This is a genomic window from Mycobacterium simulans (assembly GCF_900232995.1).
GTDB lineage: Bacteria > Actinomycetota > Actinomycetes > Mycobacteriales > Mycobacteriaceae > Mycobacterium > Mycobacterium simulans.
The window spans coordinates 1424741-1441545 of sequence record NZ_OCVX01000003.1 but is presented as its reverse complement, the minus strand read 5'-3'; the positions used below and the strand labels follow the sequence as shown (position 1 = coordinate 1441545).

The following is a 16805-nucleotide window of genomic DNA, read 5'->3' as shown; positions in this document are numbered from 1 at the left end:
CGATTCTGCGGTGACTGCGAGGATTCGGCCGCATGGGACGCGCTGGCCGCAGGCTCGATGGCCGCACCGAGCTACCACCGCTGAATTGCCCGGCTCCTCCTCAGCCCGCTCCGCGGGCCGCATCGTCGCCGAGCTACCGCTGATTCCGGGGCAGTAGGTCCCACACATGTTCGCTGAAGTTCACTGTCGCCACCGTCGCCTGACCGGTCCGGGAGAACAACAGTCGGGTCACCGAGGCGTAGTCGATAGGAAACGACAACAGCCGCGGGGTCCCCAGAATCTCGTGTAGCACCACATTGATCCCCCCGCCGTGGCTGAACGCAGCGACGGTGTCCTCGGGGTCGGCTGCGGCCACCACGTCGTCGACCGCCGCGCGAACGCGCGCCCGAAATGCGTCCTCGTCGACCGCACTGGGCAAATGCCCCTGCGCCATGCGCGCCCACTCCTCGGGGAATTCGTGGCGGATGTGTTCGACGGGTATGTATGCGGGAAGGTCGCGGTCGTATTCGGCGAACCGGTCGTCGATATCGACAGCCAACCCGCGTGCGGCCGCGACCGGTTCGGCGGTTTGGATGGCGCGGCGCTGCGGGCTGCTCACTACCCGGGAGATCGGAAACCGAGCCAGCGCCTGCGGCAGTCGCGCGACCTGCGCAAGCCCGTCGTCGGACAGGTCCGGGTCGGAACCCTTGCCGTGTTCGCTGCGCAGCGGCAACGCATGCCGGACCAGAAGCAGTTGCATCTTGTTTCCTGTCGTCGGGTAGTCGCCGGACAACAGTCTCTCAATCGTCGGACTACAGCTACCGGTGCACAGTCCGGCGCGGCGGAGTAGGAGTCTCGTCGTGGCTGAACGGCTGGCCGCTCAGGTTCCAGCTCCACGAGATCTCCGGCGTAATGCACAGGTACGGTTGTGCACCCCCGACCACCTCCGCCGTGCCGTAGACGCGCAGGAACCGCGGCGTCCACGGCTGCGTCGACACCAGGTCGTCGATCACCAGCGCGACCTTGGCGTTCCCCGCCAATACGTTGTGGTGCCGCCGGGTCCTGGCCGGCTGGTAGCCGCCGACGTTGATGTATGTCCCGTCGAACTCGAACCCGACCGGGACGACGTCGGGCTGCCCGTCGGCACTGACCGTCGCAATCCGCGCCAGGGGCTGCGAGCGCATGAAGCCGATCTCTTCGTCGGTAAAGCTCATCTCGTTTACCTCCGCTATTCCACGTGTGGATTCATCAACGCATGCAGTGCCGGGGCGATGAGCCGAAGGATTTCCTCGCTGTCGACGTCGCGAAGATCCGGCATCCGAAGCAGGTAGCGCTGGCTGGCGATGCCCATCAGCATCGCTCCGGCGAGCGCGGCACGCAGGCGCGCGTCGGGTGCGTCAATTGTTTCGGCGATCGCGGTGACGGCGTGCGAACTGATGTGACTGCGCAGGATTTCGGCGGCGTCGTCGCTGGTCATGCTCGCGCGCAGCAGCACAGCCATGGGGCTGTTGGGGTCCGCTGCCCAGGCGGCCAGCATCCCGCGGGCCAGGTTTTCGGCGGTTTGACCCGGATTGTCGCCGATCGCCTCGGCGACCGGAATGGTCCAATGGACGGCCTCCCGGAACAGGTCCTGCTTGCTGCCGAAGTACTGCATGATCGACGACTTGTCCACCCCGGCCGCGGCCGCGATACCCCGGATGGTGGCGCGCTCGTAGCCAACTTCGGCGAACACGCCGCGCGCGGCGTCCAGGATCCGGCGCCGAGTGCGCTGGCCCTTGCGCTCGCCGCCCTCGCCGGATCCAGCCGCCTGAAGCACCGGCTCTGCACTCACCGCGCCCTCCCATCTACCAGCAAATATAGACAAGCGTTGAGAAATTTGCAATTATCGAAGCATGACACGGCCGTACATGGATTGGGACAGCGCCTATCGACAAGAGGCACCACCGCCGTGGAGCATCGGAAGGCCGCAGCCCGAGTTGGCCGCTTTGATCGATCACGGCAAGGTCCGCAGCGACGTCCTGGACGCCGGCTGCGGCCACGCGGCGTTGTCGCTGGCCCTCGCCGCTCGCGGCTACACGGTGGTCGGCTTGGACGCCAGCGCGACCGCGGTGGCGGCCGCCACCGCTGCGGCCGCCGAGCGAGGACTGTCGACGGCGACCTTCGCGCGGGCCGACGTCACCTCGTTTCGCGACTACCCACCCGGTTCCGAAGGCCGGTTCGCCAGCATCCTGGACAGCGGGTGCTTGCATTCGCTGCCAGCCGAGAAACGCCAGGATTACCTGCACTCGATCGCTCGGGCGGCCGCGCCGGGAGCGGCGCTCTACATCTTGGCGTTTGCCGCGGGGGCATTCGGCGACGAGGGCGCCGGGGACCGGCCCGGACCCCGTGGCTTGACCGAAACCGAACTGCACGAGGCGGTCTCGACGCTGTGGGCGGTTGACGAGGTTCGCCCCGCCAAGCTTTACGGCAACGCCAGCGCTCTGGACCTTGCCGAGGCGCCGTTTGCGAACGTCGAACGCGACGACGACGGCCACTTTGTGATGCCTGGATTTCTACTCAGCGCTCATCAGCCCGAGCGATGACCCACGGAGGATAAGAACATGGCCGATCGCCCCGAAGTGCCGATGAACCCGCAGATCATCGCGGAGTTCCGCGCCAACGGTGGCAAGGTCGGCGGACCCTTCAAGGACGCCACGTTATTGTTGCTGCACACCACCGGCGCGAAATCCGGCAAAGAGCGCGTCAATCCGGTGATGAGCTTCCGCATCGACGGCAAGCTGATGGTCGTCGGATCCTACGCCGGCGCCGACGTGGATCCGGCGTGGGTGCACAACCTGCGCGCCCACCCGCGGGCACACATCGAAATCGGCACCGACTCCTACGATGTCGAGAGCCGTGAGCTGCCGCGCGCCGAACGCGACGCCGCCTTCGACCACGTGGTGAAGGAAGCTCCCGGGTTCGCCGGGTACCAGACCAAGACCGACCGCGTCATCCCCATGTTCGAACTTCAGGCGCTGTAGCAGCCAAGTGACATGAGGTTGGCACTGTTCGGCGCGAACGGGGCAACGGGCCAGTTGCTCACCCGACTGGTGCTCGACGCGGGCCACACGGCCGTGGTGGCGACCCGCCGGCCGAGCGATTTCCCGTTCACCGATACTCGGCTGACGATCGCCGAGGCCGATGCCCGCGACCAATCGGCCGTCACGGGAGTCGTCGACGGCGCCGACGCCGTCCTCTCGACACTGGGCGTGCCGTTCACCTGGCGGCGCGTCGACACGTACTCCGTCGCCGTCGGCAACATCGTCGCCGCGATGCGCCACGTTGGGGTGCGCCGGCTTGTGGTGACGAGTTCCACTGGCGCCTACCACTATCCCGGTCGGCGCGATCGCCCGTGGTCGTTGCGGCTGTCCGAGCCCATCCTCACGCGCACGTTCGGTAGGTCGGTCTACGCCGACACCCGCGCGATGGAAGGCGTCGTGCGCGGCAGCGACCTCGACTGGACGATCGTGCGGCCGTCGATACTGTTCGACCTCCCGGAGCGCACCCGCTACCTCGCCGGGGAGATGGAGCCGGTGGGCGTGTTCACCGCGCGAATTGACCTGGCCGACTACCTGCTCGCCCTCGCCGGCGACCAGTCGGCGTACGGCAAGACCGTCGTCATCTCGACGACCGAACACGCGCCGGTTTTCTGGCGGACGATGTTGCGGCAATCATTCGGATCCGCGCAGCGGTAGCGAAGTCGAGGACGGCCCGGCGGCGGAGAATGCTATTCTCCGGATGGAGAGCGAGGTGTGCAGGCGATGGACACGGTTGTTCTTGGGCGATGGCTCGACACCGAAGGTGCTCCCGGTAACGGTGCGGAACCGGTGCTCGAGCAGCTCAGTGGGGGCTCGCAGAACACCCTGTATCTGATCCGGCGAGGCGACCTGCGCATGGTGCTGCGGATGCCCGGGCCGCGTGCCGACGCGGCTCGCATCGACGGGCTACTGCGCGAGATCCGGCTGGTGCGCGCCTTGTCGGGCACCGACGTGCCCCATGCGGAGCTGATCGCGGCCGACGAGACCGGCGCGGTACTCGGCATGCCGTTCTACGTGATGCGGGCGATCGACGGGTGGAGCCCGATGGACGACGGGTGGCAAGCGCCGTTCGACACCGACCTGCGGGCTCGGCGTGGGCTGGCGTTCCAACTCGTCGAGGGTGCCGCGCGACTGGGACGGGTGGACTGGCGCGCCCAGGGCCTCGAGGGGTTCGGTCGTCCGGACGGCTTTCACGAACGGCAGGTCGATCGCTGGCTGAAGTTTCTGGACGCCTACCGGGTGCGCCATCTACCCGGGCTGGAGGAAGCCGCCGACTGGCTGCGCCGCAACCGGCCCGCGCATTACACCCCGGGCATCATGCACGGCGACTACCAGTTTGCCAATGTGATGTTCGCGCACGGGAAGCCGGCCCGGCTGGCCGCGATCGTGGACTGGGAGATGACCACGGTGGGCGATCCGCTGCTGGATCTGGCGTGGGCGCTACTGGGCTATGACGGCGAGCAGCCGCGCGCCGACGGGTTCTATCTGGACCTGCGCGGGATGCCTACGCGCAGCGAACTGCTTGAGCACTATGAGAAGGTCAGCGGGCTGTCCACCGAAAACATCGACTACTACTTGGTATTGGCCAACTGGAAGCTCGGCATCGTGCTGGAGAAGACCTACGCCGCCGGGGTGCGAAATCCCGGAAAAGTCGATCCCAAGATCAGCGAGACCTTTGGGGCGATGATCCCGCAACTGATCGCCACCGCGGCCGAGCTGGCTAAGGTCCACTGAAATGGGTTATGCGGACCGACTTTTCGACCTCACTGATCAGGTGGTGCTGATCACGGGCGGCAGCCGCGGCCTGGGCCGCGAGATGGCGTTCGCCGCGGCGCTGTGCGGCGCCGATGTGGTGATCGCCAGCCGCAAGATGGATAACTGCGTGGCCACCGCCGAGGAGATCGAGGCCGAGACCGGGCGCACGGCAATGCCTTACCAGGTGCACGTGGGACACTGGAACCAGCTCGACGGCCTGGTCGAGGCGACCTACGACCGCTTCGGCAAGGTCGACACGCTCATCAACAATGCCGGCATGCAACCGATCTACGACAAGCTGACCGACGTCACCGAGAAGCTGTTTGACGCGGTGGTCAACCTCAACCTCAAGGGCCCCTTCCGATTGGCGGCCCTGGTCGGCGAGCGGATGGTCGCGGCGGGCCGCGGCTCGATCATCAACGTGAGTTCCAGTGGGTCGCTGCGTCCCAACGGCGGCATCGTGCCCTACGCCGCCGCCAAGGCCGGGCTCAACGCCATGACGGAAGGGCTGGCGCAGGCGTTCGGCCCGGCCGTGCGGGTCAACACGTTAATGGCTGGACCGTTCTTGACCGACGTCAGCAAGGCCTGGAATCTCGACCAGGACGAAACCAACAGGTTCGCCCATCTGTCGCTGCAACGACCCGGCAACCCGCCCGAAATCGTCGGCGCGGCACTATTTTTGGCTTCCGACGCATCCAGTTTCACCACGGGCTCGATCGTGCGGGCCGACGGCGGCATCCCCTAAGAGACAGGAGCATCCGATGGCGATTGAATTCTCCATAGAACCGGAATTCGAGAAGAAGCTCGACTGGATCCGCGAGTTCGTTCGCGAAGAGGTGGAACCGCTGGAGGTGCTGTTCCCGGGTTGCGAGTTTTTGCCGCTGAATGACGAGCGCCGCCGGATCGTCGATCCGCTCAAACAACAGGTTCGCGACCAGGGCTTGTGGGCACCGCATTTGGGCCCCGAATTAGGCGGGCAAGGCTTCGGTGCAGTCAAGCTGACGCTGATCAACGAGATCCTGGGCCGCAGTCCATGGGCGCCGATCGTGTTCGGAACACAGGCACCCGACACGGGCAATGCCGAGATCCTTGCTCGTTTCGGTACCCAGGACCAGAAGGACCGCTATCTGGCCGGACTGCTGTCCGGCGAGATCTTCTCCTGCTTCTCGATGACCGAGCCCCAAGGCGGCGCCGACCCGCGGGTCTTTAAGACTCGCGCCGTCCGCGATGGCGATGATTGGGTGATCACCGGTCGAAAGTTCTTCTCCTCCAATGCATCTGTCGCCTCGTTCTTTATCGTCGTCGCCATCACCGATCCCGACGTGCCCGTCCATCGCGGCGCCTCCACGTTTTTGATTCCGGCCGGCACCGAAGGGTTGACCGTCGAAGCCAACTATCACTTGGTCGGTGCCCTGCCGCACGAGCCGGGACATTCCCTGGTGCGCTACGACGAGGTACGGGTGGGCCCGGACGCGCTGCTCGGCGAGCCAGGCCAGGGGTTCTTGATCCTGCAGACCCGACTAGCCGGCGGTCGGCTGCATCATGCGATGCGGTCGATCGGACTAGCGCAGCGAGCGGTCGAGATGATGTCGCACCGCGCGAAAAGCCGTTTCACACAGGGCAGCTCGCTGGCAGACAAACAGCTGGTGCAGGAATTTGTCGCCGACTCCTACACCGAGCTCATGCCGTTTCGGCTGGCGGTGCTGCACGCCGCCTGGCTGACCGAAACAGCCGGAGAACGCGCCGCCCGCACTGAGCTTGCTGCCTGCAAGATACTCGCATCACAAGTGCTCAAATCCATTGCGCTGCGGGCAATCCAGGTGCACGGCGCGCTCGGGCTCACCGACCAGCTGCCCCTGGTAAATGTGCTGCTCGGCGGCATCGCGCTCGGCCTGGCCGACGGGCCCACCGAGGCGCACAAGGTCAACCTGGCCCGGATGCTGCTCAAGGATTATGAAGCCGAGGACACGGAGTGGCCCGGTGAAATGCTGGATATCCGGCGACACGCGGCCCGCGCCAAATACGGTGAGCTCGTTGACTAGTAGAGTCACCGCGGCCGTCGAGCGAGCGCTCGATGACCGCCAACGCGAGGCCACCGAGGAGGTGGAACGCATCTTGGCAGCGGCGGTACGGGTGATGGAGCGGGTGGCACCCGAGCCCCCCCGAGTCAGTGACATCGTCGCCGAGGCCGGCTCGTCGAACAAGGCGTTCTACCGGTATTTCGCCGGCAAGGACGATCTCATCCTGGCCGTCATGGAGCGCGGAGTGGCCATTGTCGTGTCCTACCTTCAGCATCAGATCGCCAAGGAATCCAAGCCGGAGGTAAAAGTCGCGCGCTGGGTCGAGGGCACCCTTGCCCAAGTCGCCGATCCGCATTTGATCAGCATGAGCCGGGCAGCCGCCGGGCAGATGTCGGCAAGCGCCAATTGGCGTGCCGCCGACCAGGAAATGATGCGACCGCTGCGTGATCTGCTGATCGACCCGATCACCGAGTTGGGCAGCACCGATGTCGGTCGCGACGTCGAGGCGGTCTTCGGTTGCACGGTGGCGACCATGCGCCGGTATGTGGGTTCGTCGGAGCAGCCCAGCCCGGCCGACATCGAGCATGTGGTGCGGTTCTGTCTGCGCGCTCTCGGGGTCGGTTGATGCGCGCGATCGTCTGCCGCACCTATGGTCCGCCCGAGGAGCTGGTGCTCGACGACGTTCCCGAACCCGTCCCGGGTCCGGGCCAGGTGCTGGTCCGGGTGCGCGCGGCCGCCGTCAACTTCCCCGACGTGCTGTTTATCGCCGGCAAGTACCAGGTTCGGATTCCGCCGCCGTTCATACCGGGTAATGAGATCGCCGGCGAAGTGCTGAGTGCCGGTGACGGCACGGCACTTAGGCCTGGGCAGCGGGTATCCGGGACCACCTTCGGAGCGTTCGCGGAGCGGGCGCTGCTCGATGCGGGCCAGGCGATGCTCGTGCCCGACGACGCCGACTTCGCGTCGGCAGCGGCATTCGGCGTCACGTACCGCACCGCGTATCACGCGCTGCGCTCGACTGCCCAAGTCGCAGAAGGGCAATGGGTGGTGGTCCTCGGCGCCGCCGGCGGTGTCGGTCTGGCCACCGTCGATCTAGCGGTGGCCATGAAGGCGCGGGTGCTGGCGGCGGCCTCCGGCCCGGAAAAGCTCGACCTCTGCACGCGGCGCGGCGCGGCGGCCACCGTCGACTACGACTGCGAGGACCTGAAGACCCGCATCCGCGAGCTCACCGGCGACAGCGCCCGGGTTGTCATCGACCCCGTCGGCGGATCTTATTCGGAGCCGGCGCTGCGCGGTCTCGCCCGCGGTGGAACGTTCATCACCCTCGGCTACGCAACGGGCACCATCCCGGCAATCCCGCTCAATCTCGTTCTGCTCAAGGACGTCACCATCCGCGGCATGGAGATCCGCACCTTCATGGGCGACTACCCCGACGAGGCCACCCGCGACGTAGCCGAGTTGGCGCAGATGTTCACCGCAGGGCAGGTCCGGCCCTACATCGGCGCGCGATTCCCGTTGGCCGAAACCCCGGCGGCGTTACGGCATGTGGCCGAGCGCAAAGTGCTCGGGAAAGTCGTCATCGACGTGCCCTGACGTCGCAGGTACTCTCCCTCAAAGTCCAAGGAGAGGGTCGATGCTGCACGAATTCTGGCAGAACTTCGCCCACAACCTCTTCAAGCCGCTGTTGCTGTTCTTCTACCTTGGGTTCCTGCTGGCAGTCCTGAAAGTCCGGTTCGAGATTCCGTACGTCATCTACCAGGGCCTGACCATGTACTTACTGGTGGCCATCGGCTGGCGCGGAGGCGAGGCACTGGCCCATATCGATCCGTGGCAGATCGACAACATCGCCGGATTCGTCGTCCTGGGTTTCGTATGGAACTTTGCCAACGGCATGATCGCCTACTTCCTGCTCAACTACATGACGACCATGCGGCGCGTCGACAAGGCCACAGTCGCGGGCTATTACGCGTCGGATGGAGCGGGCAGCTTTGCGACCCTGATGGGCGTCCTCACTAGCATCGGGATGGCCTATGACGCCTACATGCCGGTCCTGTTGGCCGTCATGGAGATTCCGGGCTGCCTCCTGGCGCTGTACCTGGTGGGCCGCCTCCGCCGCCAGGGGATGGACGCAGCGGGAGTGATGCCCGACGAGCCTGGGTACACCGAACCGGTCGGGGCGGGGCCCGGCGCGGCGGCGCAGCGGGCGTATGACGCGCGACCAACCCGCCAGCGTCGTGGCAGGCCGCGGGGAGTGTCCCGACAGCTCTTGGGCGAAGTGTTCCTAAACCCTGGGCTTGCACTGCTTATCGGCGGCGTCGTTATTGGCGTGATCAGTGGACTGCAAGGCACTCAGGTGGTTCGCGACGATGACGCGTTTTTTGTGTCGGCATTCCATGGCGCGTTGTGCTTGTTCCTGCTCGACATGGGAATGACGGCCGCACGCAAGTTGCGCGACCTCAGGTCTGCAGGCCGCGGCTTTATCGTCTTTGGCGTGTTGGCGCCGAATCTCTTCGCGACACTGGGGATCGCCGTCGCGCACGCCTATGCGCTGATCAGCGACACGCATTTCAAGCCTGGCACATACGCCCTGTTCGCAATACTGTGCGCCGCGGCGTCCTACATCGCCGTCCCGGCGGTGCAGCGGCTTGCGATTCCCGAGGCGAGCCCTACGCTGCCGTTGGCCGCATCATTGGGCCTGACGTTTTCCTACAACGTCACCATCGGGATCCCGGTCTACATCGAGATCGCCCGGCTCTTTGGTTGAGTAGGTACCGCGAGCAGACGCAAAATCGCCTTGGAACGCGCGTTCCAGGGTGATTTTGCGTCTGCTCGCGGTACTCTCGCGGTACTCGCGGTACTAAGGTGTGACGATGTTGAAGTCCGGGTTCGCTTCATCGAGTGCACCCAGCATCGACGCCAAGGCCGTGGCGTCACCAGACAGTTCCAGCCCGGGCGAGGTGAAGTCACCGCCCGCGGCCATCAGAAGCCGAAACTTACTGTCCAGCTTGACCGTAACCTTCGCGGTGGCCGGGTCAGCGGCAATCTTGCGGTGAATCAACACCCCGTTGCGCAGCGTGAGCCGATAGTTGGTAGCCAAGTCAGCGAACGTGATGTCGATGGCGAGATCGAGGTCCCAGCTGCGCGGGCCGTTGACCCGAATGGCAATGCTGTCGAAGATCTGCTCCGGCGTCAGCTGGGAGAGCAAAGTTGGTGAGGTTGCTTGAGTCGCGGTGCCCACGTTGCCGACGCGCAATTCAGCGGCGCCAGTCATGAAGAAGTTGCGCCACGTTGCGTTTTCGGCACCGTATGCCAGCTGCTCCAATGTGTCGGCATACAGCCCGCGAGCCGCCGCGTGGTCGCTGTCGGTGAAGATCGCGTGGTCGAGCAGCGTGGCCGCCCAGCGGAAGTCGCCGGAACCGAAGGCCGCCCGCGCGAGTTCGACCACTCGGTCGATTCCGCCGAGGGCCTCGACATAGCGGGGGGCGAGCGCTTCCGGGGGATGCGGCCACAGCCGAGCCGGGTTGCCGTCGAACCATCCCATATAGCGCTGGTAGACCGCCTTGACATTGTGGTTGACCGACCCATAGTAGCCGCGGGTATGCCAGGCCTGCTCCAACGCCGGTGGCATCTGGAACATTTCGGCGATTTCGACGCCGGTATAACCCTGGTTGAGCAGCCGCAGCGTCTGGTCATGCAGGTACGCGTACAGATCTCGTTGCAACGAAAGGAATTCGACGATCCGCACTCTCCCCCAGGTCGGCCAGTGGTGGGAAGCGAACACCACATCGCTGCGATCGGCGAACGTGTCGATCGCTTCGGTGAGATAACCCGACCAGGCACGCGGGTCACGCACCAACGCGCCACGCAGGGTCAGCAGGTTGTGCAGGTTGTGGGTGGCATTCTCGGCCATGCATAGCGCGCGGAATTGCGGGAAATAGAAGTGCATTTCGGCGGGAGCCTCAGTGCCCGGCGCCATCTGGAACTCGATCTCCACACCGTCGATGGTGTGGGTCTCCCCGGTTGTCCGGATGTCGACGGTGGGGACAATCATCGCCACCTCGCCAGTCGACGGGGTCTGGCCTAGGCCGCAGCCCACCTGCTCCAGCGGTCCGCGCGCCAACAGGGTGCCATACATGTATGTCGCGCGGCGCGTCATAGCCGGACCCGCGTAGACATTCTCCTGGATCGCATGGGCGGTAAAGCCCTGCGGCGCCAGGACTGCAACCTTTCCGGCGTCGACGTCTGCCTGGGTGGTAACGCCCAGCACGCCACCGAAGTGATCGACGTGGCTGTGGGTGTAGATCACGGCGACGACGGGACGATCACCTTCGCGGTGAGTGCGATACAAGGCCAGCGCCGCCGCCGCCACCTCGGTGGACACCAATGGGTCGATGACGATGATTCCGGTGTCGCCCTCGACGAAGCTGATATTGGAAATGTCGAATCCGCGGACCTGATAAATGCCCGGCACCACTTCATACAGGCCCTGTTTGGCCGCCAGCGTCGACTGCCGCCACAGGCTTGGATGCACCGATGTCGGCGCGGGTCCGCTGAGAAATGCATATGCGTCGTTGTCCCACACCACGCGGCCGTCGGCGGCCTTAATGACGCACGGGGACAGGGCCGCAATAAATCCGCGATCGGCGTCGTCGAAATCCGTTGTGTCATGCAGCGGTAGCGAGTGTTCGCGATGTGCCGACTCGATTATCGCCGTAGGAGGTTTGTGGTCCATCGGCAATACATTGCCATTACCACGGCGGCCTTCGAAAGCTCCCAATAGGTCCGGCTAGCCGGCACGACGACGTCGAAAGACCCGACGAACCGGAAAATAATTCTTCGCCGCACCTAGACCTCCGGTCCAGTTAACCCGCATACTGCGGACGGTCCTCATGCCGATGGACCGCTACAACAGGCAAAGGAGCACAGGTGAAGCGTGGACTAACGGTCACGGTAGCCGCGGCAGCAATCTTGGCTGCGGGTCTTTCCGGTTGTTCGAGCAACAAGTCGAGTACGGGCGGTGGCGGCACCACGACTGCGGGCACATCGGCGCCGGGCGGAGGAGGCGGTGCCTCAGGGACCAAGGTCATCATTGACGGCAAGGACCAGAACGTCAGCGGCTCCGTCGTGTGCACAACAGCGGCCGGCAACCTCAACATCGCGATCGGTGGTGCAGCGACAGGCATTGCCGCCGTGCTAAGCGACGCCAACCCCCCCGAGGTGAAGTCTGTTGGGCTGGGCAACGTCAACGGAGTAACGCTCGGATACACCTCCGGCACCGGTCAGGGCAACGCCTCGGCAACCAAGAATGGCAACTCCTACAAGATCACCGGGACCGCTACCGGCGTTGACATGGCTAACCCAACATCGCCGGTGAACAAGCCGTTCGAAATCGACGTGACCTGTTCCTGACCTGACCTCACGTTGACGTTGGCGCGGGCGGGTGCCACCCGTTGATTGGCAACCGCACCGCGAACTCGGTATGACCGGGCGAGCTGTTCACCGTGATCGTCCCGTTGTGGGCCTTGACCACGGCGGAGACGATCGCCAGACCCAGCCCGGTGCTGCCGCCTTTGCGAGAACGTGACGTGTCGCCGCGCGCGAACCGCTCGAATATCTCCGACTGCATCGCTTTCGGAATGCCGGGGCCGTTGTCGATGACCTGCAGCACCGAGTGCGTCGGCTCGGTGGTCAGCCTCATCGTCACGACGGTGCCTGCGCCGGTGTGGATGCGCGCGTTGGCAAGCAGGTTGGTCACCACCTGGTGCAACCGCGCCGCATCACCGGGGACCACCACCGGTTCGGCGGGCAGGTCGAGCTCCCACTGGTGATCCGGACCTGCCACGTGCGCGTCGCTGACCGCGTCAACCGCCAGGCGGGACAGGTCCACCGGTTCGCGTTCCAACGGCCGGCCGGAGTCCAGGCGAGCCAGCAGCAGCAGGTCCTCGACCAGACGCGTGATCCGCTCGGTCTCGGATGCCACCCGGCTCATCGCGTGCGCCACCGCCTCCGGGTCGTCACCCATACGCTGCGTGAGTTCGGTGTAGCCGCGGATCGCGGCGAGCGGGGTACGCAGCTCGTGGCTGGCATCGGCGACGAACTGGCGCACTCGGGTCTCGCTGGCCTGCCGCGTCGACAAGGCGGCCGCAATGTGGTCGAGCATCCGGTTGACCGCAGACCCAAGTTGGCCCACCTCGGTGTAGGGGTTGGCATCGGGTTCGGGCACCCGCACGGGCAGTTGCACCTCGCCCCGGTCCAACGGCAGGTCGACAACCTCACCGGCGGTTTGCGCGACGCGGCGGAGCGGCGCCAGCGCGCGCCTAATGATGACAATTCCGGCGGTGGTCGCCGCAACCACCGCGATCAATGTGACGATCCCGAAGATAATCAGCATCCGGAACATCGTCGCGTCAACGTTCGCCATCGACAGGCCAGTGACAATGACGTCGCCCCCGTTGCGGCTCGGCGCTGCCACGACGCGGTACCTGCCCAGCCCGTCGAGGTTCAACGTCATCGGGGTGCGGCTGGCGGCGATCTGTTCCAGTTGAGCCTGTGCGGTTGGGGTCAGCGCGGCCCGGGCACCGCTGCTGGTCAGATAGCCGGCGTCAACCGTCTCGCCCTTATTCACCACAGCCCCGACCATGCCGGCCGGCTGGCCCGGGGCATCGAGGAATTTCGGGCCGGGGCCCGGCCTGACGAATATGTGCGCATCGCGTCGCCGTTCGGGATACATCAACGCCGAGCGGTAGGAGGTGCCGGCAAGCTGACTATCGAGCTGTGCCAACAGGGGGTGGTGCAGCGCCAGTTCGGTCGCCCCGATGATGCCGACACAGACGATGACGAGCACGACGACTTGGCCGACCAAGAGCCGGAGTCGAAGCGACCAGACCCGTGGCGCCCTAGCGGGCCGGCTTGAGGACATAGCCCGCGCCGCGCAGCGTATGGATCATGGGTTCACGACCGTTGTCGATCTTCTTGCGCAGGTAGGAGATGTACAGCTCGACGATGTTGGACCGCCCGCCGAAGTCGTAGCTCCACACGCGGTCCAGGATCTGTGCCTTGCTCAGCACGCGCTTGGAGTTACGCATCATGAACCGCAGTAGTTCGAACTCGGTGGAGGTTAGCGAGATCGGTTCGCCGGCGCGCGTCACTTCGTGACTGTCTTCGTCCAACACCAGATCTCCGACCACGAGTTGGGCGCCACTGTCGACCGTTGCGATGCCCGTGCGCCGCAACAGCGCCCGCAGCCGCAGCACGACCTCCTCGATGCTGAACGGCTTGGTGACATAGTCGTCACCCCCTGCGGTCAACCCGGCGATGCGATCTTCCACCGCATCCTTGGCGGTGAGCAGCAGCACCGGTAGGCCCGGATTCTCGTTGCGCAACTTGTGCAGAACGTCGAGGCCGCTCATGTCGGGCAACATCACGTCGAGTACCACTACGTCGGGTCGCTCGGCGCGGGCCGCTGCGATGGCCGACAAACCATCACCGGCAGTGGCGATATTCCAGCCCTCGTAGCGCAATGCCATAGACACCATCTCGGCGAGAACGGGTTCGTCGTCGACGACCAGGACGTTGACCGGCTTGCCGTCGGCACGACACATCACGACCCGCTCAACAGAGGTTCGAGGGGCAGTCACGGATTCCAGTATGCGCCGCCGTCTAGGGCAAGGCTATGCCGTTGCTATGCGCGAGCTGTGAAACGGTCGCGTGACTGCTGAGCAGTCACGCGACCGTACCCGCTTCATGCCTAGTACCAGTATCGCCTGCCGGCGACGGGGCGGCCAATAGCGCCCAGGGCCCACATGACCGCACCAATCACCAGCAAAACGACGCCCAGGACGGTCAACAAATGTATCCCAAACACAAATCCGAGGATTAGCAAGATCGCACCGACGACAATCATGGCGAATTCCTTTACATAGATCAGTTAAGCACAATTTGCATTGCGCTGGGTTGCGGCAAACGGCAATCCTTTACTTTCGGGTTGACACCGAAGTAGTTCAACGGACCGGCGATTACCGTGACGGCAACGGTTCCCGCTGACGCGCAAGTGGTTTCGCTACCCTTGAAGTAGTCACGCTGCCATGCAGCGACAACGCCGATGAGCATCCACACCAGCACAACCGCCCCGAGAATTCCGCGACCGCGCATCGTGACCTCCGTAGAGTCCGAGAAAATTCCCGTATGCTCGCCAGATACCCGTTGCACCTATGTCTAAACCTGCGCAGGCGAGTAATTCACCGCCGTCGAAACAGCCCAGTTACAGATGTTGCGTTGCGAGCCAGGCCGTTGCCCGCCGCTTCGACGCGCGAGATAACCATGCGTCTTGAATGAGCTCGGTCAATTCCGTGACGCTGATTTCCGCCAACCGACCGGCCCGCACGAGCACCGAAGGATGCCCGTCGAAGTGGGCGGTGGTGAAAAAAGGCGACGCGGGATCTTGGGTCAGTGCCAGCTTGTCGCCTTCCGACTCCACCCACAGCATGATCACGTCGTTGTAGCGTTCACTGGTCACCGGATCGACTGCGTCTGGCTGAGGGGTCCGGAAGAACACGAACGACTTGCCACCGACCTGATAGATGCTGTTGCCCTTCGGCCCTTCGAGGCGCTTCACGTGCGGCATCGACGCGGCAATCTGATGCACGTCGCCAACCCGAGCGGGTCGATCAGCCCTACGATCAGCCATAGCGGCGACAATACCGAGTACCCTTCCAGGCATTGCGGCAAAGGGGGATTGGATGCAGTGACGGACACTTTGTTCGCTGACGTCTCCGAATACCAAGTGCCAGTGGATAACTCATACCCCTACCGAGTGCTCTCGATCCGTGTTTGCGACGGCACCTATCGGGACCACAACTTCGCGCGCAACTATGCGTGGATGCGTGCCGCGTTGGACACCAGGCGGTTGACGTTCGGAATCGTCTACACCTACGTCCGCCCGAATTGGCAGGCTAACGCCAACACCGTGCGTTCGATGATCGACGCCGAAGGCGGCTTGCACCAACGCGTGGCATTGATGCTCGATGTCGAGTCGGGCGGCAACCCGCCGAGTGACGGGTCCAACTGGATCAACCAGCTCTACTGGAACCTCGCCGACTACGCGGGATCTGCCGCGCGAATCATCGGATACGCCAACGCCTATGACTTTTTCAACATGTGGCGGGTGCGCCCACCGGGCCTGCGGGTCATAGGAGCCGGCTACGGGTCGAATCCGAACCTTCCCGGCCAAGTCGCGCACCAGTACACCGACGGGCAGGGCTACAGCCCGAATCTGCCGCAGGGCGCGCCACCGTTCGGTCGATGCGACATGAACTCTGCCGACGGGCTGACACCGCAACAGTTTGCCGCCGCCTGCGGCATCACAACGAACGGAGGACCGTTGATGGCGCTCACCGATGAGGAACAAGCCGAACTGCTGACCAAGGTCCGCGAGATCTGGGACCAACTACGCGGACCCAACGGCGGCGGCTGGCCACAACTCGGGCAGAACAGTCAAGGCCAAAACCTCACCCCGGTCGACGCGATCGCCGCGATCAAGCAGGATGTGGGCAGCATTCAGTCGTCGAGTTGAAAACTGTTGGCAGGGTTACTTCCCATGCCTTCTCAGACGTGCTGCCTACCCCGTGCGAATTTCGTAGACGCCTAGCCCGCCGCGCCGTGGTTGCCCAACCACCCGTCGGCGCCGTCGTCGCCTTTGAGCCCGTCGGCTCCGGGGGTCCCCGCAGGACTCCCGGCCGCGGCCCCACCGCTACCTCCCGCACCACCCGCGCCGCCAGCGCCGATCAGCCGAGCCGCTCCACCGCCGCCACCGCTTCCAGCGTCGCCACCCGCGTTGGCAGCGGTGTAGGTGGTTCCGCCGTTGCCAACGCGGGTGGCGACGCTGGAAGCGGTGGCGGCGGTGGAGCGGCTCGGCTGATCGGCGCTGGCGGCGCGGGGGGGGCGGGGCGGGGTCTGTTGCACAACTGAGGCGGTG

The 16805-nt window shown here is 64.9% G+C and carries 21 protein-coding genes; 11 read left to right on the top strand and 10 right to left on the bottom strand.

Annotated features, from left to right (window positions below; genetic code table 11):
• Positions 1-133: 133 nt before the first annotated feature.
• From MSIMFI_RS07250 to MSIMFI_RS07240, 3 genes are read right to left on the bottom strand one after another with little or no spacing between them, the layout of a single operon-like run.
• The gene (locus tag MSIMFI_RS07250) at positions 134-739 is read right to left on the bottom strand and encodes a histidine phosphatase family protein (protein ID WP_191496700.1); all 606 of its coding nucleotides are present in this window, start codon (positions 737-739) and stop codon (positions 134-136) included.
• 58 nt (positions 740-797) lie between these two features.
• Positions 798-1193, bottom strand: a complete 396-nt coding sequence (locus MSIMFI_RS07245; protein WP_191496699.1) for a PPOX class F420-dependent oxidoreductase — start codon at positions 1191-1193, stop codon at positions 798-800.
• 14 nt (positions 1194-1207) lie between these two features.
• Positions 1208-1810, bottom strand: a complete 603-nt coding sequence (locus MSIMFI_RS07240; RefSeq protein WP_449868423.1) for a TetR/AcrR family transcriptional regulator — start codon at positions 1808-1810, stop codon at positions 1208-1210.
• 61 nt (positions 1811-1871) lie between these two features.
• Between MSIMFI_RS07240 and MSIMFI_RS07235 the strand changes: the two genes are divergently transcribed.
• The 9 genes from MSIMFI_RS07235 (at position 1872) to MSIMFI_RS07195 (ending at position 9596) form a co-directional block, all read left to right on the top strand.
• Positions 1872-2561 carry a methyltransferase domain-containing protein gene (locus MSIMFI_RS07235; protein WP_191496698.1) on the top strand — a complete coding sequence of 230 codons (690 nt, stop codon included), beginning with the start codon at positions 1872-1874 and terminating at the stop codon, positions 2559-2561.
• Positions 2562-2579: 18 nt separating this feature from the next.
• Positions 2580-2999: a nitroreductase family deazaflavin-dependent oxidoreductase gene (locus tag MSIMFI_RS07230; RefSeq protein WP_191496697.1), complete on the top strand. Its 420-nt coding sequence runs from the start codon at positions 2580-2582 to the stop codon at positions 2997-2999.
• A gap of 12 nt (positions 3000-3011) precedes the next feature.
• Positions 3012-3713 (top strand): NAD(P)-dependent oxidoreductase, encoded by a 702-nt coding sequence (locus MSIMFI_RS07225; protein ID WP_191496696.1) that lies wholly within the window; start codon positions 3012-3014, stop codon positions 3711-3713.
• A gap of 66 nt (positions 3714-3779) precedes the next feature.
• Entirely contained in the window at positions 3780-4790 is a 1011-nt protein-coding gene (locus MSIMFI_RS07220) for a phosphotransferase family protein (RefSeq protein ID WP_191496695.1), read from the top strand.
• Between the two features lies 1 nt (position 4791).
• Positions 4792-5556 carry an SDR family NAD(P)-dependent oxidoreductase gene (locus tag MSIMFI_RS07215; protein ID WP_191496694.1) on the top strand — a complete coding sequence of 255 codons (765 nt, stop codon included), beginning with the start codon at positions 4792-4794 and terminating at the stop codon, positions 5554-5556.
• Positions 5557-5572: 16 nt separating this feature from the next.
• Positions 5573-6853 carry an acyl-CoA dehydrogenase family protein gene (locus MSIMFI_RS07210; protein WP_191496693.1) on the top strand — a complete coding sequence of 427 codons (1281 nt, stop codon included), beginning with the start codon at positions 5573-5575 and terminating at the stop codon, positions 6851-6853.
• Positions 6837-7457: a TetR/AcrR family transcriptional regulator gene (locus MSIMFI_RS07205; RefSeq protein ID WP_191496692.1), complete on the top strand. Its 621-nt coding sequence runs from the start codon at positions 6837-6839 to the stop codon at positions 7455-7457. Before MSIMFI_RS07210 ends, MSIMFI_RS07205 begins: the two co-directional genes overlap by 17 nt.
• On the top strand, positions 7457-8425 hold the full coding sequence (locus tag MSIMFI_RS07200; RefSeq protein WP_191496691.1) for an NADPH:quinone oxidoreductase family protein: 969 nt from the start codon (positions 7457-7459) through the stop codon (positions 8423-8425). The genes MSIMFI_RS07205 and MSIMFI_RS07200 overlap by 1 nt, the downstream gene beginning before the upstream one ends.
• A 40-nt stretch (positions 8426-8465) precedes the next feature.
• Positions 8466-9596: a sodium-dependent bicarbonate transport family permease gene (locus tag MSIMFI_RS07195; RefSeq protein WP_191496690.1), complete on the top strand. Its 1131-nt coding sequence runs from the start codon at positions 8466-8468 to the stop codon at positions 9594-9596.
• Positions 9597-9689: 93 nt separating this feature from the next.
• On the opposite strand, the gene MSIMFI_RS07190 is transcribed toward MSIMFI_RS07195, so the two are convergent.
• Positions 9690-11570 carry an alkyl/aryl-sulfatase gene (locus MSIMFI_RS07190; protein ID WP_191498064.1) on the bottom strand — a complete coding sequence of 627 codons (1881 nt, stop codon included), beginning with the start codon at positions 11568-11570 and terminating at the stop codon, positions 9690-9692.
• A 188-nt stretch (positions 11571-11758) separates the two neighbouring features.
• Here MSIMFI_RS07190 and MSIMFI_RS07185 point away from each other — a divergent pair, with 188 nt between their 5' ends.
• Positions 11759-12241 carry a lipoprotein LpqH gene (locus MSIMFI_RS07185; protein WP_186245275.1) on the top strand — a complete coding sequence of 161 codons (483 nt, stop codon included), beginning with the start codon at positions 11759-11761 and terminating at the stop codon, positions 12239-12241.
• Positions 12242-12248: 7 nt separating this feature from the next.
• Here MSIMFI_RS07185 and MSIMFI_RS07180 read toward each other — a convergent pair whose 3' ends face one another.
• The 5 genes from MSIMFI_RS07180 to MSIMFI_RS07160 form a co-directional block, all read right to left on the bottom strand.
• Positions 12249-13751, bottom strand: coding sequence for a sensor histidine kinase (locus tag MSIMFI_RS07180; RefSeq protein ID WP_191496689.1), 1503 nt, complete (start codon positions 13749-13751; stop codon positions 12249-12251).
• Positions 13729-14433: a two-component system response regulator TcrX gene (gene tcrX / locus MSIMFI_RS07175; protein WP_186246038.1), complete on the bottom strand. Its 705-nt coding sequence runs from the start codon at positions 14431-14433 to the stop codon at positions 13729-13731. The genes MSIMFI_RS07180 and tcrX overlap by 23 nt, the downstream gene beginning before the upstream one ends.
• Positions 14434-14579: 146 nt before the next feature.
• Positions 14580-14735, bottom strand: a complete 156-nt coding sequence (locus MSIMFI_RS07170) for a DUF6131 family protein (RefSeq protein ID WP_169726378.1) — start codon at positions 14733-14735, stop codon at positions 14580-14582.
• A gap of 20 nt (positions 14736-14755) precedes the next feature.
• A complete protein-coding gene (locus MSIMFI_RS07165) occupies positions 14756-14983 on the bottom strand; it encodes a hypothetical protein (protein ID WP_191496688.1) in 228 nt (75 codons plus the stop codon).
• A 109-nt stretch (positions 14984-15092) separates the two neighbouring features.
• Entirely contained in the window at positions 15093-15518 is a 426-nt protein-coding gene (locus MSIMFI_RS07160) for an MmcQ/YjbR family DNA-binding protein (RefSeq protein WP_186246039.1), read from the bottom strand.
• Between the two features lie 57 nt (positions 15519-15575).
• Here MSIMFI_RS07160 and MSIMFI_RS07155 point away from each other — a divergent pair, with 57 nt between their 5' ends.
• Complete coding sequence (locus tag MSIMFI_RS07155; RefSeq protein WP_191496687.1) at positions 15576-16403, top strand: hypothetical protein; 828 nt, start codon at positions 15576-15578, stop codon at positions 16401-16403.
• A gap of 71 nt (positions 16404-16474) precedes the next feature.
• Here the strand turns inward: MSIMFI_RS07155 and MSIMFI_RS27895 are convergent.
• Positions 16475-16805: hypothetical protein (locus MSIMFI_RS27895; RefSeq protein ID WP_396819547.1), on the bottom strand; the 331-nt coding region annotated here is incomplete at its 5' end.